The sequence below is a fragment of the Serratia sp. J2 genome (assembly GCF_046269175.1).
GTDB classification, from domain to species: domain Bacteria; phylum Pseudomonadota; class Gammaproteobacteria; order Enterobacterales; family Enterobacteriaceae; genus Chania; species Chania fonticola_C.
This window is the reverse complement of the sequence record NZ_JBKABN010000001.1, coordinates 286,117-313,114: the sequence shown is the minus strand read 5'-3', so window position 1 is coordinate 313,114 and position 26,998 is coordinate 286,117. Positions and strand designations below refer to the sequence as shown.

The window sequence follows — 26,998 nt, the reverse complement described above, 5'->3', positions numbered from 1 at the left end:
CTCTTGTCGCCCTCGGTCTTACGGGCAATGTTGTGTTTGCTGTAGTCATTATTTTTTTATGTGGCGCTGACGCCAATCTGCTGCTGAGCAAAGCTCTCTCTCAGCTTCCTGGCATAGGCCAGCGCATGTTCCCCGTCGCCGTGCAGGCAAACGGTTTCAGCCTTGACGGAGGCCCAGCCCCCCTCAATGGTTCGTACACGCTGGTGGCGGACCATTTCCAGCGTCTGTTGCAATGCCAGTTCATCACTGGCGATCAGTGCCCCAGGTTGCCCACGAGGTACCAATGTTCCATCGGCCTGATAGCCACGATCGGCAAACACTTCCTGCCGCGTCGCCAACCCCAGTTTTTCACCTGCGCGGATCAGCTCACTGCCAGCCAACCCCACCAAGCGTAACGAAGGATCTACCGCATACACTGCACGAGCGATGGCTTCGGCCAGTTCAGGCTCCACCGCCGCCTGGTTGTAGAGCATGCCGTGCGGTTTCACATGCACCATCACGCCGCCTTCAGCACGGGTAATGGCGGCCAGCGCACCCAACTGATACACCACTTGGGCATACACCGTTTCTACCGGTAACTGCATCCGGGTGCGGCCGAAGTTTTCCCGATCCGGGAAACTGGGATGGGCACCAATCGCCACACCGTATTGCAACGCCCAGCGCACCGATTGGCGCATGGTCTGGGCATCCCCGGCATGGAAGCCGCAGGCAATATTGGCCGAGCTGACCAACTGCAACAACGCTTCGTCATTGGCGCAACCTTCACCGAGATCGGCATTCAAATCGACGATCATTTAACCCCCCAGGCAATCTGTTGAATAAAGTGATCCTGCTCAGCCTTGGCGCGCTGCGCCTCTGCCAGGGTGCAGGGGATAAAGTGAAGCGCATCCCCCAGGCGGATCTGCGCCAAGTGGAACAGATCGGCCTCGATCACGCAGGCAATACGCGGGTATCCCCCGGTAGTCTGAGCATCGGCCATCAAGACGATCGGCTGACCATTGTGTGGAACCTGGATGACTCCAGGTATCAGGCCATGGGAGAGCATTTCCCGTTCAGTGGTGCGCGTCAGGGCACTACCACCGTGCAGGCGATACCCCATGCGGTTACTCTGCGGACTGAGCTGCCAAGCAGTGCGCCAGAAATCGTCGTGCGCCTGTTGGCTGAACTCGTCATATTCCGGCCCGGTCAACACCCTTATCCGGTTGCTGAACAGCGGCTGTTTCACACCGATGACCGTAGTCGGCAGCGCCTGCGGCTTACCCGCTGGCAGCAGGTCGCCTTCCTTCAACTGACGACCTTCCAATCCACCAAAGCCCGCTTTCAGATCGGTGCTGCGTGAGCCCAGCATCTCCGGCACATTGATACCACCAGACACCGCCAGATAGCTACGCATCCCGCGTTTAGGCATCTTCAGCGTCAGTTGCTGGCCTTTTTTTACCGGATAGCGCCAGCCCGTCCACAAAGATTTGCCGTCCAACTGAGCATCGCAGCCTGCGCCGGTCAGCGCAATCCACCCATTATGGGTAAATTCGGCACTGAATTGCCCCAGCGTGATCTCCAACCCGGCCGCTTCAGCCGGGTTGCCCACCAGCAGGTTGGCTATTTTCAGCGCGGGGATATCCAGAGCGCCGCCCTGGCTGATGCCCAAACGCCGGAAACCGTTACGCCCCAGGTCCTGGACGGTGGTGTAAATACCGGCTCGCAAGATCTTCAGCATACGCCCCCCTTCTGCGGTACAAAGCGCACGTTATCGCCCGGGCGCAACAGCGTCGGCGGCATTTCATTAGGATTAAACAGCGCCAGCGGCGTGCGGCCAATCAGTTGCCAACCGCCTGGCGTAACCAGCGGATAGATCCCTGTCTGGCCGCCACCAATCCCCACAGAACCCGCAGCAACAGACAGGCGCGGTTCCGCTCGGCGAGGAGTAGCCAGACGCTCCGGCATCCCACCCAGGTAGGTAAAACCAGGTTGAAAGCCCAGGAAATAAACCACATACGCGGCCGATGAATGGCATTCCACTACCTGTTGCGGCGTCATGCCGGTATGGCGCGCCACCTCATCCAGGTCTGGGCCATATTCACCGCCATAGATCACCGGGATATCGACATCGCGGGATTCTGGCACCAGACTTTCGTTGCCTTCCCATCCTTGACGCAGCAGTTCCAGCATCGCCTCGGCATCGGCCTGCGGCGTATACAGCAACAGCGTCAGGTTATTCATTCCCGGCACCACTTCCCGCACGTCAGCGTGGTGATTTAACTTTTCTGCCAATGCCCAGATGCGCTGCTGACTTTGCAGCGTCACCGGGGGTGCCAATTCAAGCACTACAGCGCGTTCCCCTAGCAGGTAATATTGTGCTCGTTGCACCCCTATCTCCTTATACTCGTCGTGTTTCAAGCCGCAGCATGACTGACCGCTCACGAACGAATGAGCGGGTCACTGGGTAGCAACTTGAAGTTCACAGGGTATTTTATTATTTGAAAAGCGTATCAGTTATGCGGGACGTAACGTCGGCTGTCAAGAGAGCAACCTTCGGGAATATAAGGGATTAGCAGCGCTAAAGGGTTCGTTTTACCGAACCCATAGGCAAATCAGGCCGGATTGGGGATATCGATAAAGGTGACGTCAAAGCCGTGATGTTGCGCTAACCACTCGCCTAACGCCTTGATCCCACCGCGTTCCGTCGCGTGATGGCCGGCGGCAAAAAAGTGCACCCCCATCTCCCGCGCCGTATGAATGGTTTGCTCAGAAACCTCTCCGCTGATAAACGCATCAACGCCAAATCGCGCAGCGCTGTCGATAAATCCCTGGCCGCCACCGGTACACCAAGCCACCCGACGGATTGCCTGCGGAGCATTATCGCCACAGTGCAGCACCGCACGGCCAAGACGGCTTTCGATACGCTGTTGCAGCTCACCTGCGCTGAGCGGTTGCTCAAATTCTCCGTGCGGCACCAAAGGCTCGATCTCACCGATCACGCGGATGCCCAACGCCTTTGCCAACTGCGCGTTATTGCCCAGTTCCGGGTGTGCATCCAGCGGTAAGTGGTAGCCATACAGGTTGATATCATTGCTCAACAGAGTTTTCAGCCGGTTACGCTTCATGCCGCGCACCGCGGGTGCTTCGTTTTTCCAGAAGTAACCATGATGCACCACTATGGCATCGGCCTGATGTTCCACCGCCGCATCCAACAATGCCTGGCAGGCCGTCACTCCCGTCACGATGCGCTGCACATGCGCCCGCCCTTCCACCTGCAGGCCATTTGGCGCGTAGTCCTGGAAGGCCGCACAGTTGAGTTCGCTGTTGATCAGATGTTCCAGATCTAGGTTATGCATAGTCATCTCACTCTCATTCAAAATTGTTGCCGATCGCCCTGTTCCATCAGGATAAATTTCACCCCCAGATCGTTGCCCTGATCCAGCTGTTGCTTGATGGTAGCACGCGCATCTTCCCCCTGTTTCAGGCTGGGCTTGATGTGGCTGATGATCACCGGCAGATCTTTTAACGATCCCTCTCCGCCGCTGTACTGCTGTAGGTTTTTCAGCTCTTTCAGTAGCCAGGCCGGGGTAAGATGACCGTACAGGTGTTTATCATCCACCTCGTTCGGGTAAGAGGTTTCGATAATCATGCCCTTTAGCTTCTTCTGCTCAATCAGCGGCCCCAGCTCGCGCCACGCACTATCCAAATTACGTGACTGCTCCAGCGCGTCCGGCCCGGTATCGCCAAAGTAGGCAAATGATCCTTCACGGTCGGCCACCAGCAACATCGATGAGGGATAGCGATCGTGGCTAAGGGGGTACATCACCCCGCTCAAACCGGTCAGGCCCAGGGTGACACGCTGCAGCGGGCGTACCGTTTGCAAACGGTAAGTGCCCAGCCGCGAGCCATTACCGGCATCGGTAAAGTTGGGCCAGGCTTTCCAGTTAAAATAGTGATTGCGCAGCGTCAATACGGTATCGGCCTGCGCATAAACGGTTTTCTTACTGTCTTGCGGTGAACCGAGGATCAGCCCAGCGACGTGATCCAGATGGCCGTGGCTAATGAAGTAACCGCCAATCAGTTGACGGAAAATATAGCCCTGTGGGGTGTAGGGAGCCGCCAGCTCGGGCGTGACCTGAGGAAAACTGCCCTTTTCCAGCCCTTTGGCAATCCCCGGCAGCAGCGTCCCGGCATCCAGTGCCAGATACTGCGTCTGGCTATCACTGCGGATCAGATAAGAAGTCAGATTGCCGTCGCTGACGCCACCGTCGACGCCCAGCGCCACTACGTCAAAACCGGCCACGGCCAACGCGGAATAGCCGCCCAGGCACAGGGCCAGTAGTTTCTTCATCATCAGGAAGCTCCTTGCTGTTACTTTAAAGTCCCCCTCGCTTGGCCGCTTCAAAAGCCGCCAACGTCTCCAGCCGAGCCTGCTGGTGTTGGACTATCGGCGGCGGATAATTCAGAACCTGCTGCTGCTTTTCCGCCCAGCGATGGGGTTGATGGAGCTCATTGTCCGGTACATCCGCCAGTTCAGGCAACCATTTACGGATAAAAGTGCCTTTTGGATCAAAACGTTCGCCCTGAGTGGTCGGGTTAAAGATACGGAAATAAGGTGCAGCATCGGTGCCGGTAGAGGCGGCCCACTGCCAGCCACCGTTGTTGGCGGCCAGATCGCCATCCAGCAATTGGGACATGAAATACTGTTCACCGGCGCGCCAGTCGATCAGCAAATCCTTGACCAGGAAGCTGGCCACGATCATCCGCAGGCGATTATGCATCCAGCCGGTTTGATTGAGCTGACGCATGGCAGCATCGACAATCGGGTAACCGGTATTGCCCTGTTGCCAGGCCAGTAACGCCGCGTCGTTGCGTTGCCAGCATACCTTATCCGTCCAGGCGATAAAGGGACGGTGCTTGCATAACGCAGGATACGCCACCATCAGGTGACGATAAAATTCTCGCCAGATCAGCTCATTAAGCCAACAGAAAGCGCCACTTTGCGGATCTTCCAACACATCGGGGCACTCGACGCGCAGACGGTTGACGCACTGGCGCGGGGAGATAACACCAATAGCCAGATAGGGTGACAGATTGCTGGTCCCGGCAATGGCGGGCAAATCGCGCTGTGTGGCATAGTCTTGCACCTGCTCGTGGCAGAAAGCACGCAGCCTCTGCAATGCAGCCTCTTCGCCTGTGGGATAGCCCTCTCCCACTTCAGCCAAGGGATAATCGAACGCCGCCGCGGCGGTAAAACCAACGGCTTCCCCCCGCGGGCGTGGGGCCGGCAGAGAGCTCACATCGGACTCGGTCAACCGCTGGATAAAGGCTTTGCGAAAGGGCGTATAGACCTTGTACATCTCGCCGTTGCCGGTTTGCACGCTGCCGGGGGGTAACAGCAGGCTATCATCAAAGCTGTGGCAGCTCACCTGCCCGGCCAACGCCTGCTCAAGGCGGGCGTCACGTTGACGCTCATTGATTTCATACTGACGGTTGTAAAACAGGGCCGAGACCTGCTGGCGCTGGCAGAACTCCACCAGCCAGTTAACCGAACCGGCAAAATCGTCGCCCTGATGGCAAATCAGTTCAATGCCCCGAGCCGCCAGCGCCGCTTGTACCTGTAGCAGATTAGCGTGAATAAATGCCGCCTGGCGCGGTGCCATATTGTGCTGCCGCCATTGCGCGGGTGTAGCGATAAATACCGCCATCACCTTGGCTTGCGGATCGCTACAGGCGGCGGAGAGGGCTTTATTGTCCGTAATGCGCAGATCGTTACGCAACCAGACCAGATGCGTGGTCATAACACTCCTTGCGGGTTAATGGCCGTAGCGCAGGCGCAGCGCCTCCGGGTAGGGCTCAAAATAGCGCTGTTGCGCCAGATAGCTATCAGGATATTCGGCCATGTAATGTTTTAACAGCGTAATCGGTGCCAGCAGCGGTTGCATCCCCTGGCGATAGTGATCGATAAGCCTGGCCAGTTCCTGGCGCTGAGAGCTGCTGAGCTGGCGGCGGAAGTAACCCTGAACATGCATCAAGACGTTGGTGTGGTTGCGCCGTGTCGCCTTGTGTTGCAATAGCCTCATCAGGCGTTGGCGATATTCCACCGCAAAAGCGTCCAGCGACTCCCAGCGTTCAATATCCGCGACGAAACGCCCCAGTTCCCGGTACTCTGGCTGTGAATGCGCCAACAGTGAAAGTTTATAACGGCTATGAAAAGCGATCAGCCCGCCACGAGTTAACCCCTGGCGCCACAGCATATTCAGTTCATAAAGGGCAAACACCCGTTCGACAAAGTTTTCCCGCAGCACGGGATCGGTCAGACGACCGTCTTCTTCTACCGGCAACCACGGCATTTGCTGGAGCAGCTCGGCGGCAAACAGCCCGACGCCACTTTTACGCGCCCCCTGGCCGTTCTCGTCCCAGAGCTTGACCCGCTCCATTCCGCAAGTAGGCGATTTTGCGCAGACTATGTAGCCGCATAAATGTTGCAACTGGCTAACCCGCAGTTCAGAGAACTGTTGCATCCGTTCGGTAAGATCTACATTGGGGTCATTGCTGTGGAGCAACCGCGTCTGCTGTTGGTTTTTAACCAAACGCAGCGCAGGCCGTGGCGTTGGCAAGCCAATCGCCATTTCGGGACAAATCGGCTCAAACGCGACATAGGGCGCCAATTGTTCCACGGCAAATTCGCAGCGTTTATGGCCACCATCGAAACGCACCGCACTGCCCAACAGGCAGGCACTGATTCCAATAGGGATCTTGTTGCTCATATCTTGTCTCCCACCAACGGGTTAATGCTAGAAGTGTAGAGGAGTTAATGCGTTACTGCGGCTTAAAACGCAAAAACCCCCGCCAAAGGGGCGAGGGTTTGTAGTATTGCTACGGGCCAGGATTAATAAAAATCGCAGGACGCCGTTTCTGCCTGTTGCAGCCAGACCGGTTTATTGCTGGTTTTTGACCAGACGCGGTGTAAATAGCTGTAAAAACGTGCGCGATCGGCACGGAACAGCATCACCGGCAAGGCAAGAACACCGACCAGAATCACTGCGCTACGGCGCAGGAGGACCCGATGCAACGGATAGGCTTGGTAGTTAGACATACGAACCTCCTTAAAAACATCCGCGCCAGGTTGTCAGGACCCGACGCAATGCAAAACGATAAATGATGGCCAATTGGAAACTGAGCAAAATATTACCGCATAGGGTGTAATTTTACAACTCATCCGACCACTAAAATGCGCAAAAAGAGCACAAAAAAGGCCTCCACAACGTAATTTTGTTACATCAAGGTTAATAACTAACTTAACATTGGTTACATTGTGGTTTCTTGGCGTTGTTAGGGTCGTTAAACGGATTTTTATGCCAACACCCCATCCCCCCACGCCCTTGCTGCGTATAAAACCGCCAATTTTTGCCGTTATTTCAATCATTTTTATACTTTTTTTACACCCGTCCCCGCTATTTTTTCATCTTCTTTCTACTGCCCTCCCTACACTCAGGCTATCAAAAACAACACCTCTGGAGGTGTCCCGTGAGTTTCAGCGTTATTGGTGGTGCGCTGTTGGTTCTGCTGCTGTTGGGCTATCTGGTTTATGCCCTGTTTAATGCGGAGGACTTCTGATGGCAGCTTCAGCCTTCTTGTTGATCGCCAGCTTTATGCTGGTGCTTCTGGTGCTGGCCCGTCCCCTGGGCAGCTTTATGGCTCGCCTGATCGAGGGAGAACCGCTACCGGTGCTGCGCCATGTGGAAGCAACCGTCTGGCGTTGCTGCGGTAATGACACCGCCGAGATGACCTGGTGGCAATACGCACTGGCGATCCTGTGGTTCAATATCCTCGGCTTGGTGCTGCTGTTGGTGCTGCTGATGGCACAGGGTTCCTTACCGCTCAACCCGCAAGGGTTCCCCGGTTTATCTTGGGATCTGGCGTTCAATACTGCCGTCAGCTTCGTCACCAATACCAACTGGCAGGCCTACAGCGGGGAAAACACCCTCAGCTATCTCAGCCAGATGGCCGGATTGACGGTACAGAACTTCCTGTCTGCCGCCACCGGTATCGCCGTTGCCTTTGCCCTGATCCGGGCCTTTGCACGCCGTTCCAGCGCCACCATCGGTAACGCCTGGATCGATATCCTGCGCATTACCCTGTATGTGTTGTTGCCGCTGTCACTGCTGATCGCGTTGTTCTTCGTCAGCCAGGGGACATTGCAGAACTTCCTGCCTTACCTGCATGTCACCACGCTGGAAGGAGCACAGCAGACCTTGCCAATGGGACCAGTGGCTTCTCAGGAAGCGATCAAGATGCTCGGTACTAACGGCGGTGGTTTCTTCGGTGCCAACTCGGCGCATCCGTTTGAAAACCCGACCGTATTGACCAACTTTGTGCAAATGCTGGCGATCTTCCTGATCCCTTGCGCCCTGTGCTTCTCCTTTGGTCAGGTCGCCGGTGAAAACCGTCAGGGTCACGCGCTGATCTGGGCCATGGCGCTGATCTTTATCGTTGCGGTGATCGTGGTGATGAATGCTGAACTGGCTGGTAACCCGCATCTGAGCACGCTTGGCAGTAGCAGCAACATCAATATGGAAGGTAAAGAGTCCCGTTTTGGCATTCTCGCCAGCAGCATGTTCTCGGTGGTGACCACTGCGGCCTCCTGCGGTGCGGTCAATGCCATGCATGACTCCTTTACCGCGCTGGGTGGCATGGTGCCGATGTGGCTGATGCAGATTGGCGAGGTCGTGTTCGGCGGCGTCGGTTCCGGCCTGTACGGCATGCTGCTGTTCGTGCTGCTGACGGTGTTTATCGCCGGGCTGATGATTGGCCGTACGCCGGAATATCTCGGCAAAAAGATCGATGTTTATGACATGAAGATGACCGCGCTGGCAATCCTGGTGACGCCGACCTTGGTGCTGCTGGGCACCGCGTTGGCAATTGCTACCGACGCTGGCCGTGCTGGCATCCTCAACCCAGGGGCGCATGGCTTCAGTGAAGTGCTGTATGCCTTCTCTTCGGCAGCCAACAACAACGGTAGCGCCTTTGCTGGCCTGAGCGTCAACACGCCGTTCTACAACCTGCTGCTGGCCTTGGCGATGTTTGTTGGCCGCTTCGGGGTGATCCTGCCGGTGCTGGCCATTGCGGGTTCGCTGTGTGTCAAAAAACGCCAACCGGCGGGCAACGGCACGCTGCCAACCTACGGGCCACTGTTTATCGGCCTGTTGGTCGGTACCATCCTGCTGGTCGGTGCCTTGACCTTTGTCCCAGCACTGGCGCTAGGCCCGGTAGCCGAACATTTACAACTGTGGTTGGCCAATTAACAGTCATAACAGAGAGAAGAACAAGATGACTCGCAAACAACGCGCACTGTTTGAACCGGCACTGATGCGTACCGCGCTGATCGATGCGGTGAAAAAGCTGGACCCACGCGTTCAGTGGCGTAACCCGGTGATGTTCGTGGTGTACCTCGGCAGTATCCTGACTTCAGTCATTTGGCTGGCGGTGCTTTCAGGCAACGCCGAAGGTAGCGCGGCCTTTACCGGCAGCATCGCCATGTGGCTGTGGTTTACCGTGCTGTTCGCCAACTTCGCCGAGGCGCTGGCGGAAGGACGCAGCAAGGCTCAGGCAGAAAGCCTGAAGGGCACCAAGAAAACCAGTTGGGCGAAGAAACTCGCCACACCGAAGCGTGATGGGGCCACCGAGAAAGTCTCGGCCGAGAGCCTGCGTAAAGGGGATATCGTGCTGGTAGAAGCTGGCGATACTATCCCTTGCGATGGCGAAGTGCTGGAAGGCGGCGCATCGGTCGATGAAAGCGCCATCACCGGTGAATCTGCACCGGTGATCCGTGAATCCGGTGGTGACTTCTCCTCCGTGACCGGCGGGACGCGTATTCTGTCCGACTGGCTGGTGGTGCAGTGTAGCGTCAACCCAGGGGAAACCTTCCTCGATCGTATGATCGCCATGGTCGAAGGTGCCAAACGCCGTAAAACCCCAAACGAAGTGGCGCTGACCATTTTGCTGGTGGCGTTGACTATCGTGTTCGTACTGGCAACCGCAACCCTGTTCCCTTACTCGCAATACAGCGTGGAAGCCGCAGGCAGCGGCAGCATAGTGTCGATCACCGTGTTGGTGGCCTTGCTGGTCTGCCTGATCCCGACCACCATCGGTGGGCTATTGTCCGCTATCGGCGTCGCCGGGATGAGCCGCATGCTGGGAGCCAACGTGATTGCCACCAGCGGGCGCGCCGTTGAAGCCGCCGGTGACGTTGACGTATTGCTGTTGGACAAGACCGGCACCATCACCCTCGGTAACCGTCAGGCATCCGAATTCCTGCCGGCTCCCGGGGTAAAAGAGCAAGAGCTGGCCGATGCAGCCCAACTCTCTTCGCTAGCCGATGAAACGCCGGAAGGCCGCAGTATCGTGGTGCTGGCCAAGCAGCGCTTCAACCTGCGCGAACGTGATTTGCAGGCGTTGAATGCCACCTTCGTGCCTTTCTCTGCGCAAACCCGCATGAGCGGCGTCAACGTGCAGGACCGGATGATCCGTAAAGGGGCGGTGGACGCCATTCGCCGCCACGTCGAATCCAATAATGGCCACTTCCCACGTGCAGTAGATGAGTTGGTGGAAAGCGTCGCTCGTACCGGCGGTACGCCGTTGGTGGTCGCCGAAGGGCCACGCGTGCTGGGGGTCGTGGCGCTGAAAGACATCGTCAAAGGCGGGATTAAAGAACGCTTTGCCGAACTGCGCAAGATGGGCATCAAGACGGTGATGATCACCGGGGATAACCGCCTGACCGCCGCCGCCATCGCAGCTGAAGCCGGTGTGGATGACTTCCTTTCGGAAGCCACGCCAGAGGCCAAACTGGCGCTGATCCGTCAGTATCAGGCGGAAGGACGCCTGGTTGCGATGACCGGCGACGGCACCAACGACGCCCCTGCACTGGCACAGGCCGACGTGGCGGTTGCCATGAACTCGGGGACGCAGGCGGCCAAGGAAGCGGGCAACATGGTCGATCTGGACTCCAACCCGACCAAGCTGATCGAAGTGGTGCATATCGGTAAGCAGATGCTGATGACGCGCGGTTCACTGACCACCTTCAGTATCGCCAACGATGTGGCGAAGTACTTTGCCATTATCCCGGCGGCCTTCGCGGCAACCTATCCGCAGTTGAATGCGCTGAACGTGATGCAGTTGCACTCCCCCGCCTCGGCGATTATGTCGGCGGTGATCTTCAACGCTCTGGTGATCGTCTTCCTGATCCCACTGGCGTTGAAAGGGGTGAGTTACAAAGCAATGAGCGCCGCGGCTCTGCTGCGCCGTAACCTGTGGCTGTATGGTGTGGGTGGCCTGCTGGTACCGTTCGTGGGTATCAAGCTGATCGACCTGCTGCTGACCGCGCTGAATATGGCCGGCTAAGATAACGAGGAATTTATGATGTCTTATTTACGTCCTTCTCTGGTTATGCTGATCCTGCTGACGGCGATCACCGGTATCGCTTACCCATTACTCACCACTGGGCTGTCACAGTTGCTGTTCAGCGGGGCGGCCAACGGCTCGTTGCTCTATCAAGGGGATAAAGCGGTCGGCTCGGCGTTGATTGGCCAGAACTTCACCCAACCGGGTTATTTCTGGGGTCGTCCTTCTGCCACCAGCGATTCGGCCTATAATGCGATGGCATCCGGCGGCAGTAATCTGGCCGCCACCAACCCGGCGCTGGATAAAGCGATCGGTGAGCGGGCAACGCAGTTGCGCCAGGCTAACCCGGCGATGAGCGGGCCGATCCCGGTCGATCTGCTGACCGCTTCCGGCAGTGGCCTGGATCCGCAGATTTCGCTGGCCGCCGCCAAGTACCAGGTAGCGCGTGTCGCCAACGCTCGTCAGTTGCCACAGGAGCAGATTGCCAAGCTGATTGATGAAAACACCGATCGCGCCACGCCCAATTTTATGGGGGAATCGGTGGTCAACGTGCTGAAGCTGAATATGGCGCTGGATGCGTTGAAATAACTGAAGACGTGATAAAAAGTAGCTAAATAAAGGGTTCGGCATTGCCGAACCCGCTTTGCATGGGTAAACAAGGAACTCTGATGGTGGATGACGAACTGCAACGCCCCGACCCAGACAGCCTGCTGGCGTTAGCCAATGAAAAGCCACGCGGCAAACTGAAAGTCTTCTTCGGGGCCTGCGCCGGGGTAGGTAAAACCTACGCCATGTTGCAGGAGGCTCAGCGGCAACGGGCGCAGGGGCTAGACGTGCTGATTGGCGTGGTGGAAACCCACGGCCGCCAGGAAACGGCAGCGTTGCTGCAAGGGTTGTCGATCCTGCCAGCAAAACGCATCCAACATCGTGGCCGCCAGGTGCAGGAGTTCGACCTCGATGCCGCTTTGGCACGCCATCCGGCCCTGATCCTGATGGATGAGCTGGCGCACAGTAACGCCCAGGGTTCACGCCATCCCAAACGTTGGCAGGATGTGGACGAACTGCTGGATGCCGGTATCGATGTGCTGACCACGGTTAACGTCCAGCATCTGGAAAGCCTGAACGACGTCGTCGGCGGCATCACTGGAGTACGGGTCAGGGAAACCGTGCCTGACCACGTGTTTGACGAAGCGACCGAAGTGGTGTTGGTGGACCTGCCCCCAGACGATCTGCGTCAGCGGCTCAACGAAGGCAAGGTCTATATCCCAGGCCAGGCCGAACGCGCCATCGAGCATTTCTTCCGTAAAGGTAACCTGATCGCCCTGCGCGAATTGGCACTACGCCGCACTGCCGACCGCGTTGATGACCAAATGCGGGCCTTTCGCGATAATCAGGGGCGTGAAAAGGTCTGGCATACCCGGGACAGCATCCTGCTGTGCGTCGGCCATAACAGCGGTAGCGAAAAGCTGGTGCGCATCGCAGCACGGCTCGCGGCACGCCTCGGTTGCCACTGGCATGCCGTATATGTTGAAACCCCCAAGCTGCACCGCCTGCCGGAAAATCAACGGCGAGCCATCCTGCGCGCCTTACGGCTGGCGCAAGAATTAGGGGCAGAAACCGCTACCCTTTCCGATCCTTCTGAAGAACGTGCGGTACTGCGCTATGCCCGGGAACATAACCTGGGCAAAATCATTATCGGCCGCCGTGGCGAACAGCGCTGGAAGCTACGCGGCAGCTTTGCCGATCGCCTTGGCCAGCTTGGGCCGGATCTCGATCTGGTGATTGTAGCGCTGGAAAACGATACGCCCCAGCCGCAGATAAAAGAGCACGATAACCGCGCCTTTAGCGAAAAATGGCGTTTCCAATTGCGGGGCTGTGCCGTTGCCGTAGCTTTGTGCGCCATCATCACGTTGCTGTCACAATGGTTACTGCCGGGCTTCGATTCCGCCAACCTGGTGATGGTTTATCTGCTGGGCGTGGCGATTGTTGCCCTATTCTTTGGCCGCTGGCCTTCGGTGCTGGCCGCGGTGATCAACGTCGCCAGCTTCGATTTGTTCTTCGTACAGCCCGAATGGTCGTTCGCCGTCAGTGATATGCAATATCTGCTGACCTTTGCCGTGATGCTGACCGTCGGTATCACCATTGGTAATCTGACCGCCGGGGTACGTTATCAGGCCCGGGTGGCACGCTATCGCGAACAACGGGCGCGCCATTTATATGAGATGTCCCGTGGGCTCAGCCAGGCGTTGAGCAGAGAAGATATTGCCAAAACCAGCCGTCATTTTATCTCCAGCAGCTTCCAGGCCAAGACCGTACTGCTGCTGCCGCAGGAGGATGGCTCCCTGCAACAGATGGTGGGTGAAGAAGGCGGCTTGCTGTCGGTGGATGAGGCCATCGCCCGCTGGAGCTATGGCAAAGGCTTGCCCGCCGGGGCCGGTACCGACACCCTGCCCGGTGTGCCGTACCAACTGCTGCCGCTCAGCACCTCCAAACAAACCTTTGGCCTGCTGGCAATTGAGCCGAACAATGTGCGCCAGTTAATGGTGCCGGAGCAACAGCGGCTGTTACAGACCTTTGCGGTGCTGATCGCCAGCGCGCTGGAGCGCCTGCATCTGGCCCGCAGCGCCGAAGAGGCCAAGCTGGATGCCGAACGCGAACAGCTACGTAACTCGCTGCTGGCCGCCCTTTCTCACGATCTGCGTACTCCGCTTACCGTGCTGTTTGGTCAGGCAGAGATCCTGACGCTGGATCTGGCCACCGAAGGCTCCAGCCACGCCCCACAGGCCAGCCAAATCCGCCAGCAGGTGCTCAGTACCACCCGCCTGGTAAACAATCTGCTGGATATGGCACGCATTCAGTCCGGTGGTTTTAACCTGCGTAAAGAGTGGCAATCGCTGGAAGAGATCGTCGGTGCCTCACTGCATATGCTGGAACCGCTACTGGTATTGCACGAGATCAAGGTGGAGTTGCCGCCAGAGATGGTGTTGATCAACTGTGATGGCAGCCTGTTAGAGCGGGTGTTCACCAACCTGGTGGAAAATGCCAATAAATATGCCGGTGCCGATGCTATCATCGGGATCCGCGCCCACGCAGTAAAGGACTGGCTGGAAGTGGAGGTTTGGGATAATGGCCCCGGCATCCCAGAGGAACAGACGCAACTGATATTTGACAAGTTCTCCCGTGGCAATAAAGAGTCGGCGATCCCCGGCGTCGGCTTGGGGTTAGCGATTTGTCGTGCCATTATTGAAGTACACGGCGGCCGCATCTGGGCGGAGAACCGCGCCGAAGGCGGAGCCAGTTTCCACTTTATGCTGCCGTTGGAAAAGCCACCCGAACTGGATGGAGCAGATTTTGACTTGTAACCAAAGAGTAGAGGCCCCGTGACCACATCGCCGACTAACATTCTGATTGTGGAAGACGAGAAAGAGATCCGTCGCTTCGTGCGCACCGCGCTGGAGAGCGAAGGGTTACGGGTATTTGAAAGTGAAACGCTGCAGCGTGGGCTGATAGAAGCCGGCACGCGCAAGCCGGATCTGATCATTCTTGATTTGGGGTTACCCGATGGCGACGGGCTGGACTACATTCGCGATCTGCGCCAATGGAGCGCCGTGCCGGTGATTGTCCTTTCCGCTCGCCATGCCGAAGAGGACAAGATTGCCGCGCTGGATGCGGGGGCCGATGACTATCTGAGCAAGCCGTTCGGCATTGGTGAACTGCTGGCCCGGGTGCGGGTTGCGCTACGCCGCCACGCCAATAGCCAACAGGAAAGCCCGTTGGTCAGCTTCTCCGATATCACCGTCGATCTGATCAACCGCAGCGTCTTGCGTAACGGTGAAGATCTGCATCTGACGCCCATCGAGTTCCGTTTACTGTCCGAGTTGCTGGCCAACTCCGGTAAGGTGATCACCCAGCGGCAGCTACTCAGCCACGTCTGGGGACCCAATTACGTCGAACACAGCCACTATCTGCGCATTTATATGGGCCATCTGCGGCAAAAGCTGGAAGCCGATCCGGCGCGGCCCAGGCATCTGCTCACTGAGACCGGCGTCGGCTATCGGTTTATGCCTTAATCCTGCGACGATGTTGGCCCCTTTTTCAGTCCGATCATAAACGCCTTAAACGAGTCACGCAGTGGCTCAAACAGCGGATGCTTACGGTTTTCTATCATCACTTCGGAGAACAGCTTGAGCCCGACGGCAAAGGCCGCGCTGTTCTGTTCGCCAAAGTTCAGATCCTCTCGCTCTTGAATGCGCTCAACAATGGCCAGAATATCGTCGTGATTTTCTACCTCAAACACCAACTCCGGCTTGTCGACGGGTTCGCCTTTACGGTCTGTCAGGGCTTCTACGGTAATGCGGAAACGGTGGCCTGGCATCAGTTATCCTCCTGTGGCTGTTTTGGCGATACCATTTCGGCTTCGATAGCCTCCACGGCGGTCAGCAGGGCCTGATTGATACGCCCGACCTGCTCCTGAGACAAATCCGCACGCATCATGTTGCCACGCAGCAGGTAGCGCAGGCGATTCATCACTTCGGAGATCCCTTCGGCCAGATTGCCCTCATGGCGATGGTCACGCCCAGCGCCAGCCAGGCGGGCAAAAATCACTTCGATGGCCGCCTGATGTTTTTGCAACTCCTGCTTGCCGAGTTCGGTAATTTGGTAGCTCTTACGGCCATTGCCAGCCACTGCCGGTTCCAGGAAGTCCTGCTCTTCCAGCAACGTGAGGGTTGGGTAAATCACGCCAGGGCTTGGCACATACAGGCCGGAAGAAGCTTCTTCGATCGCCTTGATCAGCTCGTAGCCGTGGCTAGGTTTACGCTCTACCAGCGCCAGCAGCACCAAACGTAGATCGCCGTGTTCAAACAGGCGATGACGCCCGCGCCCGCCCCGGCCATGTTCTTCACCACCACGGCCGTGTTCCCCGCGGCCAGCAAAATGATGACGGCCGCCACGGCGGTGGTGGCAATGCCCCTCTTCCCGCTGGTCGTGGTGACGTGCAAATCGATTAAACATCATGGTTGTTACCTCTTGATTGATGATATGAGCATCGACGCATTTAGATATATCTAAACTGCGTCGATGGCTCTAATCTAGATCGATATATCTAAATGCGCAAGAGGCAACCTGAAATTAGATATATCTAAATTACAGGCATAAAAAAAGCGCTGTAAAAACAGCGCCTTTTCATTATCGAGGGAGAGATTACTTGGCTGAAGCTAACACTTCGCTGACGATCTCGACCGCTTCGCGTTCGATCTTCTCACGGTGCTCGGCACCCAGGAAGCTTTCACAGTAGATCTTGTAAGCCTCTTCGGTACCCGATGGGCGAGCGGCAAACCAGCCGTTGTCTGTCATCACTTTCAGGCCGCCGATGGAAGCGCCGTTACCCGGAGCTGCCGTCAAACGCGCGGTGATTGGATCGCCCGCCAGGGTGCTGGCCTTGACCATTTCCGGTGACAGCTTGGACAACGCCGCTTTCTGTGCGGAGGTTGCCGGAGCCTGGATACGGTTGTAGCTTGGCGCACCGAAGCGTTTGGCCAGATCGTTATAATGATGCTGCGGGTTTTCACCGGTGACCGCAGTGATCTCTGCCGCCAGCAGGCACATGATGATGCCGTCTTTGTCGGTAGACCAAGGTGTACCGTCGAAGCGCAGGAACGAAGCCCCGGCGCTCTCTTCGCCGCCGAAGCCGAAGCTACCGTCGAACAGGCCGTCAACAAACCATTTGAAACCGACCGGCACTTCCACCAGCTTGCGGCCCAGATCGGCCACTACGCGGTCAATCATCGCGCTGGAAACCAGCGTTTTACCTACGGCAACGTTGGCACCCCATTGCGGGCGATGCTGGAACAGGTAATTGATGGCAACGGCCAGGTAGTGGTTCGGGTTCATCAGGCCCGCAGGCGTGACGATACCGTGGCGGTCATAGTCCGGATCGTTGGCAAACGCCAGATCGAACTTGTCGCGCAGAGCCAGCAGGCCCGCCATTGCCGATTCGGACGAACAGTCCATGCGGATGATGCCGTCATGGTCGAGGTGCATAAAGCGGAAGGTCTGATCGATGGAGTCATTCACCAACGTCAGATCCAGCTTATAGTGCTCGGCAATCCGCTGCCAGTAGGCAATGCCGGAACCGCCAAGCGGGTCGACACCCAGTTTCAGGCCCGCACGCTGAATGGCAGGCATATCGACGATATCTACCAGCCCTTCTACGTAAGGTTGCACCAGATCCTGCGCATGCAGATGGCCGCCAGTCCAGGCTTTTTCCAGCGATTGACGCTGTACGCCCTGCAGCTTGAGGCTCAGCAGTTCATTGGCACGCTTTTCAATCACCGAAGTCAGGTTGGTATCGGCTGGGCCACCGTTTGGCGGGTTATATTTGATGCCGCCGTCTTCAGGTGGGTTATGCGAAGGCGTAATCACGATGCCGTCTGCCTGCGCGCCCCCTTTGCGGTTGAAGCACAAGATAGCGTGTGACACGGCAGGGGTTGGCGTAAAGCCGTTATTTTCCTGCACCACCACGTCAACGCCGTTGGCGGTCAGCACTTCCAGCACGGAAATAAAGGCGGGTTCGGACAGCGCATGGGTGTCTTTACCCACGTAGCAAGGGCCAGTGGTGCCCTGTTGACGACGCACTTCGGCAATGGCCTGAGCAATCGCCAGGATATGTGCTTCGTTAAAGCTCTGACGAAGCGCGCTGCCACGATGCCCTGAGGTACCGAATTTCACCGCGTGTGCAGCATTACCGGCCTCTGGTTGCAGCACATAATACTGCGACGTCAGCTGGGCTACGTTGATCAAATCACTTTGCTGAGCGGGTTGCCCGGCACGTGGGTCATTAGCCATCGACTACTCCCTAAAATGCCAGTACTGTGGCCGGGCAATGAGTCGCTTACGGCCACCGTGACGGGCTGTTCGCTAAATTAGACGGTGCCGCAAACTTTCTCGATCAGTTCCGCTGGGAACTGCATGGCCTGCATGATGTGTTCGATCATGCTGCGTTTGCGGCCGGTATTGGTATTGGTGATCACCCAGTAAGGCGTACCTGGCACATGCTTGGGCTTGGTATGCGTTCCGTTGGCCAACAGCGTTTGCTGATCGCCAGCAAAATAGGTCCGGGTACGGCCATGCAACGAATCCGTTGCCGCGGCAAAGCCCGCCGCATCGAGGGTGTACAAGGTGGAAAGTACCAGCATAAAACGATTTACAGCTTTGCTCTGTTCGGCATATTCGTCCGATAGCAGCAGCTCGCGCACCGCACGCACGCGATCGCGTGGACGCTGTGCTGCAACGGCAGCCGCTGACGGCTCTGCCTGCCCACTGGCAACCACAGGGGCCGTGCGTACAGGCTGGCCTGCGGTAAACTTCAACATACGCCGTAAAATATCAGACGCGCTTTCACCGATATGTTGCGTGTGGCTGGCAATATAACGGTAAAGTTCTTCGTCGACTTCAATAGTTTTCATCTTTATCCAGTACGTTTTTTCTACTTATGAACCTGAAGCCAATTGGTGCATTCAAGCCATGGGATTATAAGGTTAAAAGCGCGGGTGCGAACACTACAATGTTCTCCCAAACGGCAAAAGCAGACTTTAGCCAACCGCCTTGGCCGCCAAGCCCTCACCATACCATGAAATATCGGCAAAATTCTGCGGACCAACCAATAATCTCTCTAGCCATGTTAACCTAACTCATTATCTCAAGATCATGAACTTCACCATGAAATTACATTATCAATTATTGGCCGCAGAGGCTGCCACGCCAGCGAGCCTACCGATCGTGCTGATCCACGGCCTGTTTGGCAATCTGGATAACCTGGGCGTGCTGGCACGCGATCTGAACCAGCAGCATACGGTGATCAAGGTCGATCTGCGCAATCACGGGCTCTCACCGCGCGCGGCGGAGATGACCTACCCTGTGATGGCGCAGGATCTGTTGACGCTGTTAGACGACTTGCAAATCGAGCGAGCCATCGTAATCGGCCACTCAATGGGCGGCAAAGCAGCGATGGCGTTGACCGCGCTAGCCCCGGAGCGGATTGAACGGCTGGTGGCGATCGATATCGCCCCGGTGGATTACGACACTCGCCGCCATGACCAGATCTTTACCGCACTGCAAGCCGTCACCGATGCGGGTATCACTCAGCGTCAGCAGGCTGCGCAGCTCATGCGGGCCACGCTGGATGAAGAAGGCGTGATCCAGTTTCTGTTGAAATCCTTCCATGCAGGCAGTTGGCGGTTCAACCTGCCGGTGTTGATCGAGCAGTATGAGAACATTATCGGCTGGCAGGAGGTTCCACCCTGGCCGCACCCGACGCTATTTATCCGTGGTGGCCTCTCGCCTTACGTGCAAGATAGCTACCGCGATGACATCGCCCGCCAGTTCCCGCAGGCGCGCGCCTATGTGGTTGCAGGCACCGGTCACTGGGTCCATGCGGAAAAACCGGACGCCGTATTACGGGCAATCCACCGCTTTATTGACCAGCCCTGAGCTTAAGTGGCGAAAAAACGCGCTAGAGAGAATAGCTTAGCGCGTTTGTGGCTAAGTTAGGCATTGTCGTCGCTCCATCTGCTGGGGTAATATGGCGCGCTATAATTTTGCCACCCTGTCCAGGTGTGAAACTGCGCTTGGCTGGGGGTGAATTTGGGTTAGGGTTTATTGGCCCGAATTGTGTAAATCGAACCGTCTGGAAGCGTAAACCGCTTTTTGATGCAAACTCCCTTGCAGTAGCGCAACAATGGCAAAAGAACAAACGGATCGCACGACGCTGGATCTGTTCGCAGATGAACGCCGTCCAGGGCGCCCGAAAACCAACCCGCTTTCCCGTGATGAACAGCTTAGAATTAATAAGCGCAATCAGCTACGACGGGACAAAGTGCGTGGATTACGGCGTGTAGAGCTGAAAATCAACGCAGACGCGGTAGATGCTCTCAACAAACTGGCCGACCAGCGCAATATCAGCCGCAGCGAATTGATCGAACAAATGCTGTTGGCCCAACTGGCAGAAGAACAGCCAGAACACTGATCTCTGCTGCCGCACGCGCGGCACGGCGTTAAGGATGACGCCAGATCGGTTCCACCTCCGCAGAGGCATCGCATAAACGCGATAAAACCTCAGGGCAAATTTCTGGCATGATACGCATTTACGGCTGAGCAAGCCTGCCCTTGGCAGCGCCTCAGGCCGCGTTTACGCAACACATTCATTTGAATTAAAAGGTTATCTTTACTATGGCTCATGTAGGCATTTTCTTTGGCAGCGACACTGGCAATACCGAAAACATTGCCAAGATGATCCAAAAGACGCTTCAGCAAAAGTTCGGCAACGATGTGGCAGAAATCCACGACATCGCCAAAAGCAGCAAAGAAGATCTGGCAGCGTTTGATATCCTGCTGCTCGGCATCCCAACCTGGTACTACGGCGAAGCCCAGTGCGACTGGGATGATTTCTTCCCGACGCTGGAAGACATCGACTTTAACGGCAAGCTGGTGGCGCTGTTTGGCTGTGGCGATCAGGAAGACTACGCGGAATATTTCTGCGATGCGATGGGCACCATCCGCGACATCATTGAGCCACGCGGTGCGGCCATCGTCGGCCACTGGCCAACCAAAGGCTACCATTTTGAAGCCTCCAAGGGTCTGGCAGACGATGATCACTTTGTCGGACTGGCCATTGACGAAGATCGTCAACCTGAGCTGACCAACGAACGCGTAGATGCCTGGGTCAAGCAAATCAGTGAAGAGCTGAGCCTGGCCGAGATCGTCGGCTAAGCCTCTGCCCCGGCGGATACGTAACACATGGAAGGGGCGCCGTTGAGCGCGCCCTTCTGTTATCGGCATCACGGATTAGAGCAATAGAAGCTACAAGTTTGTAACTTCCTACCTCGCCACGGTAGACTGAGATATCGGTTTATCCCATCCATCAAAGCTTTGCATGATTACCCTGTAAACGTGCAAAGATAGGTTTGTTAACAACCGGCGGTTTCTATTTGCGGCAACCGGTTCTATAATGAGACGCAATTAACGCTTTGTGCCAACCGATGCCATAGGCGAGAACGCCTCAACTTGATTAGCATAGTAACAGGACTGAATCCGCATGACTGATAACAACTCCGCATTGAAGAAGGCTGGCTTAAAAGTCACTCTTCCGCGACTCAAAATCCTGGAAGTATTACAGGATCCGGCATGCCATCACGTCAGTGCGGAAGATCTGTACAAAAAACTGATAGATATGGGCGAAGAAATTGGCCTGGCCACGGTATACCGCGTGCTGAACCAGTTTGACGACGCAGGTATTGTGACCCGCCACAATTTTGAAGGTGGCAAGTCGGTTTTCGAACTGACTCAGCAACACCACCACGATCACCTGATTTGCCTGGACTGCGGCAAAGTGATCGAGTTCAGCGACGAATCCATCGAAGTGCGTCAGCGCGATATCGCCAAGCAACACGGTATCAAGCTCACCAACCACAGCCTGTACCTGTACGGCCACTGTGAAACCGGTGATTGCCGCGAGAATGAAACGCTGCACAACAAGAACTGATTCTGGCCCGCCAGAACGCGAAAACCGCCTACACGGCGGTTTTTTTATGCCCAGATGACAGGCAAAAAAATCCCCGGACAGGCCCGGGGAAAAATATCCACTCAATTATCACAATTGCAGCTTGCTCTCACCTTGCACTATCTCCGCCCCTCTACCGACACGCAGGTGGGCGGAGTTTTCACTTACGCTTTCACTGGCTCGGCACGGCTGAAGCGTTTGCCATCCGGGCTGATTGCACGGATTTGCACGTCACCCGCCACCGCTGGGCGCGCTTTATCGTCATAACGCTGCCACTGTTTGCCGCCGTCGGTGGAATATTCAATTCCCAGGCCCGGCAGAGCAATATTCGCCTCCAACTTGCCACCGATGATACGTGCCCCTGGGACCGGCAGGCGATAGCTCACGCCCGCTTTATCCATCTTGGCCAGTTCACGCTGCCCGATCAGGTTGGCAAAGCGCAGCCAGTCCTGATCCAGAGTTTTGGTATCGACCTGATGGGTTTCACCACCTTTATACTCACGGCCAGCTTTGTAATCCTGCTCCCAGCTGGCGCGGTGCCATGCACGTTCTGCAAGCGACACGGCACGTGGGTAAATCATGTATTCCATCTGCTGATCGGTACGCACCACTTCGCTCCACAGTTGGGCGGAAAGACCATATGCGCCCGGCCACGGTTTGTCGCTCTTGGCGGTGAAGTGGTTACCATCACGGTCAACCGAGGTTTCGGCGTTCTGCGGCAGGTTGTTCGGCGCAAAGCTGAAGATCTTCTGCTCGTCGCTGAAGCGGGTGCCCCAGTAATAACCGTGTTCGTCCGGGCTGACTTCATACGGGAAGTCCATATAGACGTAGTCCGGGTTAGAGATCACCACGTCATAACCCTTGTTCGCCCAGTCGTTAGCCGAGTCGAAGCCACCCCAGTACAGAGTATCCCAGAAGTTCACCGCCACATGCTTGGTCGCGAAGGCCTTCGAGTCTTTGGCATCTTTCAGGCCGTCCTGCCACGCCTGCATTCTGTCAATGCCGTGCGCTTTCACCAACTGGCTGACTTCCAGACCGAAGTAGCTTGGCAAGTGTTCCATATCTTCCACTTTGCCATCTTTGATGATGGCCTGACAAACCTGCGACTTGGCCCACGGCTTGTCTTCTTTGCTCAGATCGAGGATGCCCTTGCCCGCTTCCGGGTTTTTCACGTCGGTATAGCCGGCGCCCAGACGGATGTTCTTCGCTTCGTCCCCACCAAAGTGCCAGGTTTTCAGTGGCTGACCGGCCTCTTTGTGCATCTGGGCCACTTCACCAATCACTTTGTCCACGAAGTTCTTGGAGGAATCCAGGCATGGGTTCAGATAGCTCTGACGATTGAAGTACTGCACCGAGGTGGTATTGGAGGTATCGGTCGGATCCACCAGGCGGAACTGGTTGGCCTCTTTCTCTTTCCCTTCGGCAAGCAGTTTCTTGTAACGAGCTTCCATGGAAATAATCGCCGCACGGGCGTGTGCCGGCATGTCGATCTCAGGGATCACTTCAATCTGGCGCGCCTGAGCATATTTAACGATGTCGATATAGTCCTGACGGGAGAAGAAGCCACCGTGCGGTGCAGGGCCAGAGCCGTATTGTGGCATCAGGCAGGTGGTCTCGCTCAGGTCATGACAACGCTGGCCGCCCACTTCGGTCAACTCTGGCAGGCCAGGGATCTCAATGCGCCAACCTTCGTCATCCGTCAGGTGGAAGTGGAATTTGTTCAGCTTGTAGGCTGCCATTTGATCCAGCAGGCGCAATACGGCGTCTTTGTGGTGGAAGTTACGCGCCACGTCCAGGAAGATGCCGCGGTATTGGAAGCGCGGTGCATCTTTGGCATCCAGTGTCGCAATCTTCTTGCTGCCATCCGAAGGGATTAGCGACAGGATGGATTGCAGGCCATAGAACACCCCAGTCTGATCGAAACCGACAATTTCGGCACCTTTCTCGCCGATCTTCAGTTGGTAGGCACCTGGAACGGCCTGATCGCCTTTGAATGCCGCTGGCTTGATATCCGTCTTGATCGGATAACCGCTCGCCTGGCTCTCAATGCCCAGCAGGGCAAAACGCTCGGCCGCCGCATCCGCCGCTGGCTTGGTCAACGCACTCAAATCCAGCGCCACGCCTTTGCTCAGGTCAATATCCTTCGCATGGACTTTAACTTCCATCGGGGTTGGGATGATTTGCCCACGCAGCGATGCCATCGGCAACACTTTCAGATCCTGGTTCTTGGTGAAGCGGCTTTCCGGGACCATCAGAATGTTGTTGTCATCCTTGGTACGCTTCCACTGATCGCCGGTGAATGGGGCAACAAACTGGTTAATATCATCGGTATCGGTATTCGACAGGATCTTCGGCTGAGCATCGCCGGAAGTGGCATACCAACGCGGTAGGAAGTCGGTGCGGAACAGCTGCCAGTATTCAGCGATAATCGGGATTTCCACCGCCTGATTGGCCGGGAAGCTAGTGAATTTGTCTGTCGGTTCCAGCTTATACAGATCGCCGGTAATGTGGGTGATTTTGAACTGGTCGTTATCGACTTTCAGCGTCTGGCGCGGGCTGTGGAAATAGATCGCCCAATCTTTATCTTTGATTTCCTGATTGCCGTTGGTCAAGGTGATCAGCACCTTATGGCAGGACGCCCAGTCGGCACCCAGCTTGGCACAGTCCACGCCGTGTTCAGCGGCACGGTTGTCCAACATCTTCAGATTGACCTGCAACTGGCTGAGTTGATCAACCACCTGCTGGTTGGCCATGGCAGAACCTACGCTGCCAAAGAGCCCAACGGTAGCCGTCAGGGCGGCGAGAGCACTCATCTTAAACTTGTTCATCTGCAACCTCTTGCGTAATCAGTTGTTGTTTGCGCGAATTTCTTTCCACAGCTTGCCGCATTTGGCGTCATACGCCTGGCCATTGCCGGTATGGGCGGCCTGGATGCAGCTTTGATAATCCAGCACTCGCACGGTTTCCTGCTCAGCAAACTGTTGGTGCTTTTTCTCTTGCTTCAACACGTTCAGCACCGCCTGGCAGGCCTGTAATTTCTCTGGGGAACCTTCCGCGGTATTGATACAGGCGCTGTAGGCCTGGCGCAGTTTGGCATCTTCCGGTGGCGCGGCCGATTGCGAACAGGCGCTAAGCCCGGCAACCGCAGCGATAATCAGCATCAGTTTTTTCATGGTTAAAGTCCTGTGACCTTTCCCCGGCAGCCTGGCCACCGGGGAGCGCATTAGAAGATAGTGAACGGTGCGATAACGATGAATTTGACGTCTTTCTCGTCCTGGAAGATGTTGCCGTAACCGCCGCCCCAGCTTGGGATATCGGAATGGTTGTCATACTGCGTGAAGTGCAGTTTGAACAGAGTGCCTTTGGCGCGCCCGTCCTGCATGGTGTACATCGCATCCAGGCTGTAAGCGCTCTCTCTCAGGCGCTGGCTCTGATCGTAAATCGGGTTGGTGCTTGGCTTGGCGTCCCAGGCATAAACGTAGGAAGCTCCGACGGCCATGCCAGGCAGATTCCAGTTGCTCAGGTCATACATCACGCCACCGAACACGGCTTTTTCGCCGTTGGCGTTAAAGTCGGAACGGTTATCCCACCAGATATCAAGGCGACCGTTTGAGGAAGCATAGGTTGGGGTCATACGCTGCAGGAAGAAGCCTTGGTTACCTTCCGCCTTGACCATGGTGCCTTCCAGACGCCAGTTGAACTGGCCGGTGGTATAACCGAAGGTCAGCGCCTGCAACCACGCCAGGCCATCATAGATGCTGTTCGGATCGCGATTATCACCGATACGGTCTTCTGCGCCGTAGAACTGGTAGCTGGTGGTCATCGGATTACCAGCCAGGTCAAACTTGTAAGACGCCTTGGTGAAATACTGATTCACGTAGCCTTGCGCCTGGCCAAACGCGGCTTCCAGCACCAGGTTGTTCTTGAAATCATACTTGGCACCCAGAGAGTGCAGATAGGAAACGTCGGTTTTGCGATCGTTCTGACGGAAGTCGTCCATCTCGATGTGCCAAGGCGCTTTGTACTTGTTGGTCCACATGTAGGAGAAACTCAGCGCACCTGAATCGCCATAGTCAAAGTTGGCACCGGCTTCAGCACCCTGGTAGGTACCCGGCATAAAGCTCCAGTGCGGGGCCAGCAAGGTTTGCCCGCTTGGCTGGATATAACCGGCACGCGCCCAGACCGGGCCATACTTGAACTTACCGGCCGCTTTATACAGGCTGATACCGCTTTTATCGCCGGAGTAATCTTCGTCATAGGTACGGTTACGGCTGGAGAACGCGATTTCGTTCGGGTGGCCACTCTCGCTGGATTCGGCCATTTCGATGGCGGTGAACGCCGCTACATCGATACCAAACATGTCCGCCGCATAGCCGGAGTTGAAATCCAGGTTGGCGTTCCAGGTTGAGTGAGAGAGGTTGGTTTTAAAATCACCGGTTTCAACGTCTTTGCGATCGCGTTGACGTTGCCAGTAATACACCCCACCGGTCAGCGTAGAATCGTCAATAAACCCAGCTGCTTGCGCTTCTGGGGCCATGACAAATCCGCTTCCTAATAGTGCACCCGCGACAGCGAGCGCCAGCGTTTTACGCTGAGCACCGTGCGTACCCATAAGAAAATTCCTCTTTGACTTTGACTTTAAAGTGCGCCCGCCTGCGTTCACCACTGCCCTGCACGGTCGCTAATAAAAAACCCTAATCGGGTAAAATTGTGCCGGATGAGAAAATTCACCTCGGCCTTGATACTGTAGCTAGACTATTTTTCGCGACGCGAATTATCAAATGAAAAGTGACAGAGATTTGTCAAAGTATGACAAGGTGCACACATTGATGATATTTCGTTACAATAATGAGCAAGGTCACTATTTATAAATAAATCCCAATAAAATCAGATAATAAAAGCTTAAAAAAGCCAATCCCCTGTGGATTGAAAGGTTTCAGCAAGCGAAAAGCGCTGATTTACTCTAAAAATGAGAGCGCTCTACAAATGATATTAATTCGCATCGCGAATATATAAGTCAAGATGATGAAAAATGATACACAGTGACAACCAAGTTAT

The 26,998-nt window shown here is 56.1% G+C and carries 25 protein-coding genes; 10 read left to right on the top strand and 15 right to left on the bottom strand.

Annotated elements, in window-relative coordinates; translation table 11 throughout:
• Positions 1-56: 56 nt before the first annotated feature.
• The 8 genes from pxpA to ACKWMY_RS01490 form a co-directional block, all read right to left on the bottom strand.
• Positions 57-794 (bottom strand): 5-oxoprolinase subunit PxpA, encoded by a 738-nt coding sequence (pxpA, locus tag ACKWMY_RS01525; protein ID WP_074027941.1) that lies wholly within the window; start codon positions 792-794, stop codon positions 57-59.
• Positions 791-1,717 carry a 5-oxoprolinase subunit PxpC gene (pxpC, locus tag ACKWMY_RS01520; RefSeq protein ID WP_074027940.1) on the bottom strand — a complete coding sequence of 309 codons (927 nt, stop codon included), beginning with the start codon at positions 1,715-1,717 and terminating at the stop codon, positions 791-793. The genes pxpA and pxpC overlap by 4 nt, the downstream gene beginning before the upstream one ends.
• Positions 1,711-2,367 (bottom strand): 5-oxoprolinase subunit PxpB, encoded by a 657-nt coding sequence (pxpB, locus tag ACKWMY_RS01515; RefSeq protein ID WP_199062900.1) that lies wholly within the window; start codon positions 2,365-2,367, stop codon positions 1,711-1,713. The genes pxpC and pxpB overlap by 7 nt, the downstream gene beginning before the upstream one ends.
• 224 nt (positions 2,368-2,591) lie before the next feature.
• A complete protein-coding gene (locus ACKWMY_RS01510) occupies positions 2,592-3,335 on the bottom strand; it encodes a type 2 GTP cyclohydrolase I (protein ID WP_024529338.1) in 744 nt (247 codons plus the stop codon).
• Between the two features lie 17 nt (positions 3,336-3,352).
• Positions 3,353-4,333 carry an MBL fold metallo-hydrolase gene (locus tag ACKWMY_RS01505; protein ID WP_024529337.1) on the bottom strand — a complete coding sequence of 327 codons (981 nt, stop codon included), beginning with the start codon at positions 4,331-4,333 and terminating at the stop codon, positions 3,353-3,355.
• Between the two features lie 22 nt (positions 4,334-4,355).
• Positions 4,356-5,780, bottom strand: coding sequence for a deoxyribodipyrimidine photo-lyase (gene phrB / locus ACKWMY_RS01500; protein ID WP_409485790.1), 1,425 nt, complete (start codon positions 5,778-5,780; stop codon positions 4,356-4,358).
• Between the two features lie 15 nt (positions 5,781-5,795).
• Complete coding sequence (locus ACKWMY_RS01495; RefSeq protein WP_024529335.1) at positions 5,796-6,749, bottom strand: YbgA family protein; 954 nt, start codon at positions 6,747-6,749, stop codon at positions 5,796-5,798.
• Positions 6,750-6,871: 122 nt separating this feature from the next.
• A complete protein-coding gene (locus ACKWMY_RS01490; protein ID WP_024529334.1) occupies positions 6,872-7,078 on the bottom strand; it encodes a YbfA family protein in 207 nt (68 codons plus the stop codon).
• Between the two features lie 431 nt (positions 7,079-7,509).
• Between ACKWMY_RS01490 and ACKWMY_RS01485 the strand changes: the two genes are divergently transcribed.
• From ACKWMY_RS01485 to kdpE, 6 genes are all read left to right on the top strand, one after another.
• Positions 7,510-7,599 carry a K(+)-transporting ATPase subunit F gene (locus tag ACKWMY_RS01485; RefSeq protein ID WP_037375124.1) on the top strand — a complete coding sequence of 30 codons (90 nt, stop codon included), beginning with the start codon at positions 7,510-7,512 and terminating at the stop codon, positions 7,597-7,599.
• Positions 7,599-9,287, top strand: a complete 1,689-nt coding sequence (gene kdpA / locus ACKWMY_RS01480) for a potassium-transporting ATPase subunit KdpA (RefSeq protein WP_409485789.1) — start codon at positions 7,599-7,601, stop codon at positions 9,285-9,287. Before ACKWMY_RS01485 ends, kdpA begins: the two co-directional genes overlap by 1 nt.
• A 25-nt stretch (positions 9,288-9,312) precedes the next feature.
• A complete protein-coding gene (kdpB, locus tag ACKWMY_RS01475; protein WP_024529332.1) occupies positions 9,313-11,382 on the top strand; it encodes a potassium-transporting ATPase subunit KdpB in 2,070 nt (689 codons plus the stop codon).
• Positions 11,383-11,400: 18 nt separating this feature from the next.
• Positions 11,401-11,970: a potassium-transporting ATPase subunit KdpC gene (gene kdpC, locus ACKWMY_RS01470; protein ID WP_024529331.1), complete on the top strand. Its 570-nt coding sequence runs from the start codon at positions 11,401-11,403 to the stop codon at positions 11,968-11,970.
• 80 nt (positions 11,971-12,050) lie between these two features.
• Entirely contained in the window at positions 12,051-14,744 is a 2,694-nt protein-coding gene (kdpD, locus tag ACKWMY_RS01465; RefSeq protein ID WP_024529330.1) for a two-component system sensor histidine kinase KdpD, read from the top strand.
• 18 nt (positions 14,745-14,762) lie between these two features.
• Positions 14,763-15,452 (top strand): two-component system response regulator KdpE, encoded by a 690-nt coding sequence (kdpE, locus tag ACKWMY_RS01460; RefSeq protein WP_024529329.1) that lies wholly within the window; start codon positions 14,763-14,765, stop codon positions 15,450-15,452.
• Here the strand turns inward: kdpE and ACKWMY_RS01455 are convergent.
• The 4 genes from ACKWMY_RS01455 to seqA form a co-directional block, all read right to left on the bottom strand.
• Positions 15,449-15,757, bottom strand: coding sequence for a DUF3861 domain-containing protein (locus ACKWMY_RS01455; protein WP_409485788.1), 309 nt, complete (start codon positions 15,755-15,757; stop codon positions 15,449-15,451). The genes kdpE and ACKWMY_RS01455 overlap by 4 nt on opposite strands.
• Positions 15,757-16,395, bottom strand: coding sequence for a PadR family transcriptional regulator (locus ACKWMY_RS01450; protein WP_024483167.1), 639 nt, complete (start codon positions 16,393-16,395; stop codon positions 15,757-15,759). The genes ACKWMY_RS01455 and ACKWMY_RS01450 overlap by 1 nt, the downstream gene beginning before the upstream one ends.
• 189 nt (positions 16,396-16,584) lie before the next feature.
• Positions 16,585-18,228, bottom strand: coding sequence for a phosphoglucomutase (alpha-D-glucose-1,6-bisphosphate-dependent) (gene pgm, locus ACKWMY_RS01445; protein ID WP_074027935.1), 1,644 nt, complete (start codon positions 18,226-18,228; stop codon positions 16,585-16,587).
• 77 nt (positions 18,229-18,305) lie between these two features.
• Positions 18,306-18,848, bottom strand: coding sequence for a replication initiation negative regulator SeqA (gene seqA / locus ACKWMY_RS01440; protein WP_021805296.1), 543 nt, complete (start codon positions 18,846-18,848; stop codon positions 18,306-18,308).
• A 241-nt stretch (positions 18,849-19,089) separates the two neighbouring features.
• Here seqA and ybfF point away from each other — a divergent pair, with 241 nt between their 5' ends.
• The 4 genes from ybfF to fur all read left to right on the top strand — a co-directional run bounded on the left by ybfF (position 19,090) and on the right by fur (position 21,922).
• Entirely contained in the window at positions 19,090-19,872 is a 783-nt protein-coding gene (gene ybfF, locus ACKWMY_RS01435) for an esterase (protein ID WP_409485787.1), read from the top strand.
• A 247-nt stretch (positions 19,873-20,119) separates the two neighbouring features.
• A complete protein-coding gene (gene ybfE, locus ACKWMY_RS01430) occupies positions 20,120-20,407 on the top strand; it encodes a LexA regulated protein (protein WP_021805298.1) in 288 nt (95 codons plus the stop codon).
• 203 nt (positions 20,408-20,610) lie between these two features.
• Complete coding sequence (gene fldA, locus ACKWMY_RS01425) at positions 20,611-21,150, top strand: flavodoxin FldA (RefSeq protein ID WP_021805299.1); 540 nt, start codon at positions 20,611-20,613, stop codon at positions 21,148-21,150.
• Between the two features lie 325 nt (positions 21,151-21,475).
• Positions 21,476-21,922, top strand: a complete 447-nt coding sequence (gene fur, locus ACKWMY_RS01420) for a ferric iron uptake transcriptional regulator (protein WP_021805300.1) — start codon at positions 21,476-21,478, stop codon at positions 21,920-21,922.
• Positions 21,923-22,104: 182 nt separating this feature from the next.
• Here the strand turns inward: fur and ACKWMY_RS01415 are convergent, their stop codons facing one another.
• Genes ACKWMY_RS01415 through chiP form a run of 3 tightly spaced genes read right to left on the bottom strand, consistent with a single transcriptional unit; the run spans position 22,105 to position 26,552 of the window.
• Entirely contained in the window at positions 22,105-24,768 is a 2,664-nt protein-coding gene (locus ACKWMY_RS01415) for a beta-N-acetylhexosaminidase (protein WP_074027934.1), read from the bottom strand.
• Positions 24,769-24,786: 18 nt separating this feature from the next.
• Positions 24,787-25,113, bottom strand: a complete 327-nt coding sequence (chiQ, locus tag ACKWMY_RS01410) for a ChiQ/YbfN family lipoprotein (RefSeq protein ID WP_024529321.1) — start codon at positions 25,111-25,113, stop codon at positions 24,787-24,789.
• A gap of 50 nt (positions 25,114-25,163) precedes the next feature.
• Entirely contained in the window at positions 25,164-26,552 is a 1,389-nt protein-coding gene (gene chiP, locus ACKWMY_RS01405) for a chitoporin ChiP (RefSeq protein ID WP_024529320.1), read from the bottom strand.
• Between the last annotated feature and the right edge of the window lie 446 nt (positions 26,553-26,998).

Bases quoted from the DNA above. Each gene is read 5' to 3' on its own strand.
- ACKWMY_RS01455 (WP_409485788.1), bottom strand. From the start codon at position 15,757: ATGCCAGGCCACCGTTTCCGCATTACCGTAGAAGCCCTGACAGACCGT.
- kdpB (WP_024529332.1), top strand. From the start codon at position 9,313: ATGACTCGCAAACAACGCGCACTGTTTGAACCGGCACTGATGCGTACC.
- chiP (WP_024529320.1), bottom strand. From the start codon at position 26,552: ATGGGTACGCACGGTGCTCAGCGTAAAACGCTGGCGCTCGCTGTCGCG.
- pxpA (WP_074027941.1), bottom strand. From the start codon at position 794: ATGATCGTCGATTTGAATGCCGATCTCGGTGAAGGTTGCGCCAATGAC.
- kdpA (WP_409485789.1), top strand. From the start codon at position 7,599: ATGGCAGCTTCAGCCTTCTTGTTGATCGCCAGCTTTATGCTGGTGCTT.
- ACKWMY_RS01505 (WP_024529337.1), bottom strand. From the start codon at position 4,333: ATGATGAAGAAACTACTGGCCCTGTGCCTGGGCGGCTATTCCGCGTTG.
- ACKWMY_RS01450 (WP_024483167.1), bottom strand. From the start codon at position 16,395: ATGTTTAATCGATTTGCACGTCACCACGACCAGCGGGAAGAGGGGCAT.
- ACKWMY_RS01415 (WP_074027934.1), bottom strand. From the start codon at position 24,768: ATGAACAAGTTTAAGATGAGTGCTCTCGCCGCCCTGACGGCTACCGTT.
- ACKWMY_RS01510 (WP_024529338.1), bottom strand. From the start codon at position 3,335: ATGCATAACCTAGATCTGGAACATCTGATCAACAGCGAACTCAACTGT.
- kdpC (WP_024529331.1), top strand. From the start codon at position 11,401: ATGTCTTATTTACGTCCTTCTCTGGTTATGCTGATCCTGCTGACGGCG.
- fur (WP_021805300.1), top strand. From the start codon at position 21,476: ATGACTGATAACAACTCCGCATTGAAGAAGGCTGGCTTAAAAGTCACT.
- ybfE (WP_021805298.1), top strand. From the start codon at position 20,120: ATGGCAAAAGAACAAACGGATCGCACGACGCTGGATCTGTTCGCAGAT.
- phrB (WP_409485790.1), bottom strand. From the start codon at position 5,780: ATGACCACGCATCTGGTCTGGTTGCGTAACGATCTGCGCATTACGGAC.
- pxpC (WP_074027940.1), bottom strand. From the start codon at position 1,717: ATGCTGAAGATCTTGCGAGCCGGTATTTACACCACCGTCCAGGACCTG.
- chiQ (WP_024529321.1), bottom strand. From the start codon at position 25,113: ATGAAAAAACTGATGCTGATTATCGCTGCGGTTGCCGGGCTTAGCGCC.
- ybfF (WP_409485787.1), top strand. From the start codon at position 19,090: ATGAACTTCACCATGAAATTACATTATCAATTATTGGCCGCAGAGGCT.
- ACKWMY_RS01495 (WP_024529335.1), bottom strand. From the start codon at position 6,749: ATGAGCAACAAGATCCCTATTGGAATCAGTGCCTGCCTGTTGGGCAGT.
- pgm (WP_074027935.1), bottom strand. From the start codon at position 18,228: ATGGCTAATGACCCACGTGCCGGGCAACCCGCTCAGCAAAGTGATTTG.
- kdpD (WP_024529330.1), top strand. From the start codon at position 12,051: ATGGTGGATGACGAACTGCAACGCCCCGACCCAGACAGCCTGCTGGCG.
- ACKWMY_RS01490 (WP_024529334.1), bottom strand. From the start codon at position 7,078: ATGTCTAACTACCAAGCCTATCCGTTGCATCGGGTCCTCCTGCGCCGT.
- seqA (WP_021805296.1), bottom strand. From the start codon at position 18,848: ATGAAAACTATTGAAGTCGACGAAGAACTTTACCGTTATATTGCCAGC.
- fldA (WP_021805299.1), top strand. From the start codon at position 20,611: ATGGCTCATGTAGGCATTTTCTTTGGCAGCGACACTGGCAATACCGAA.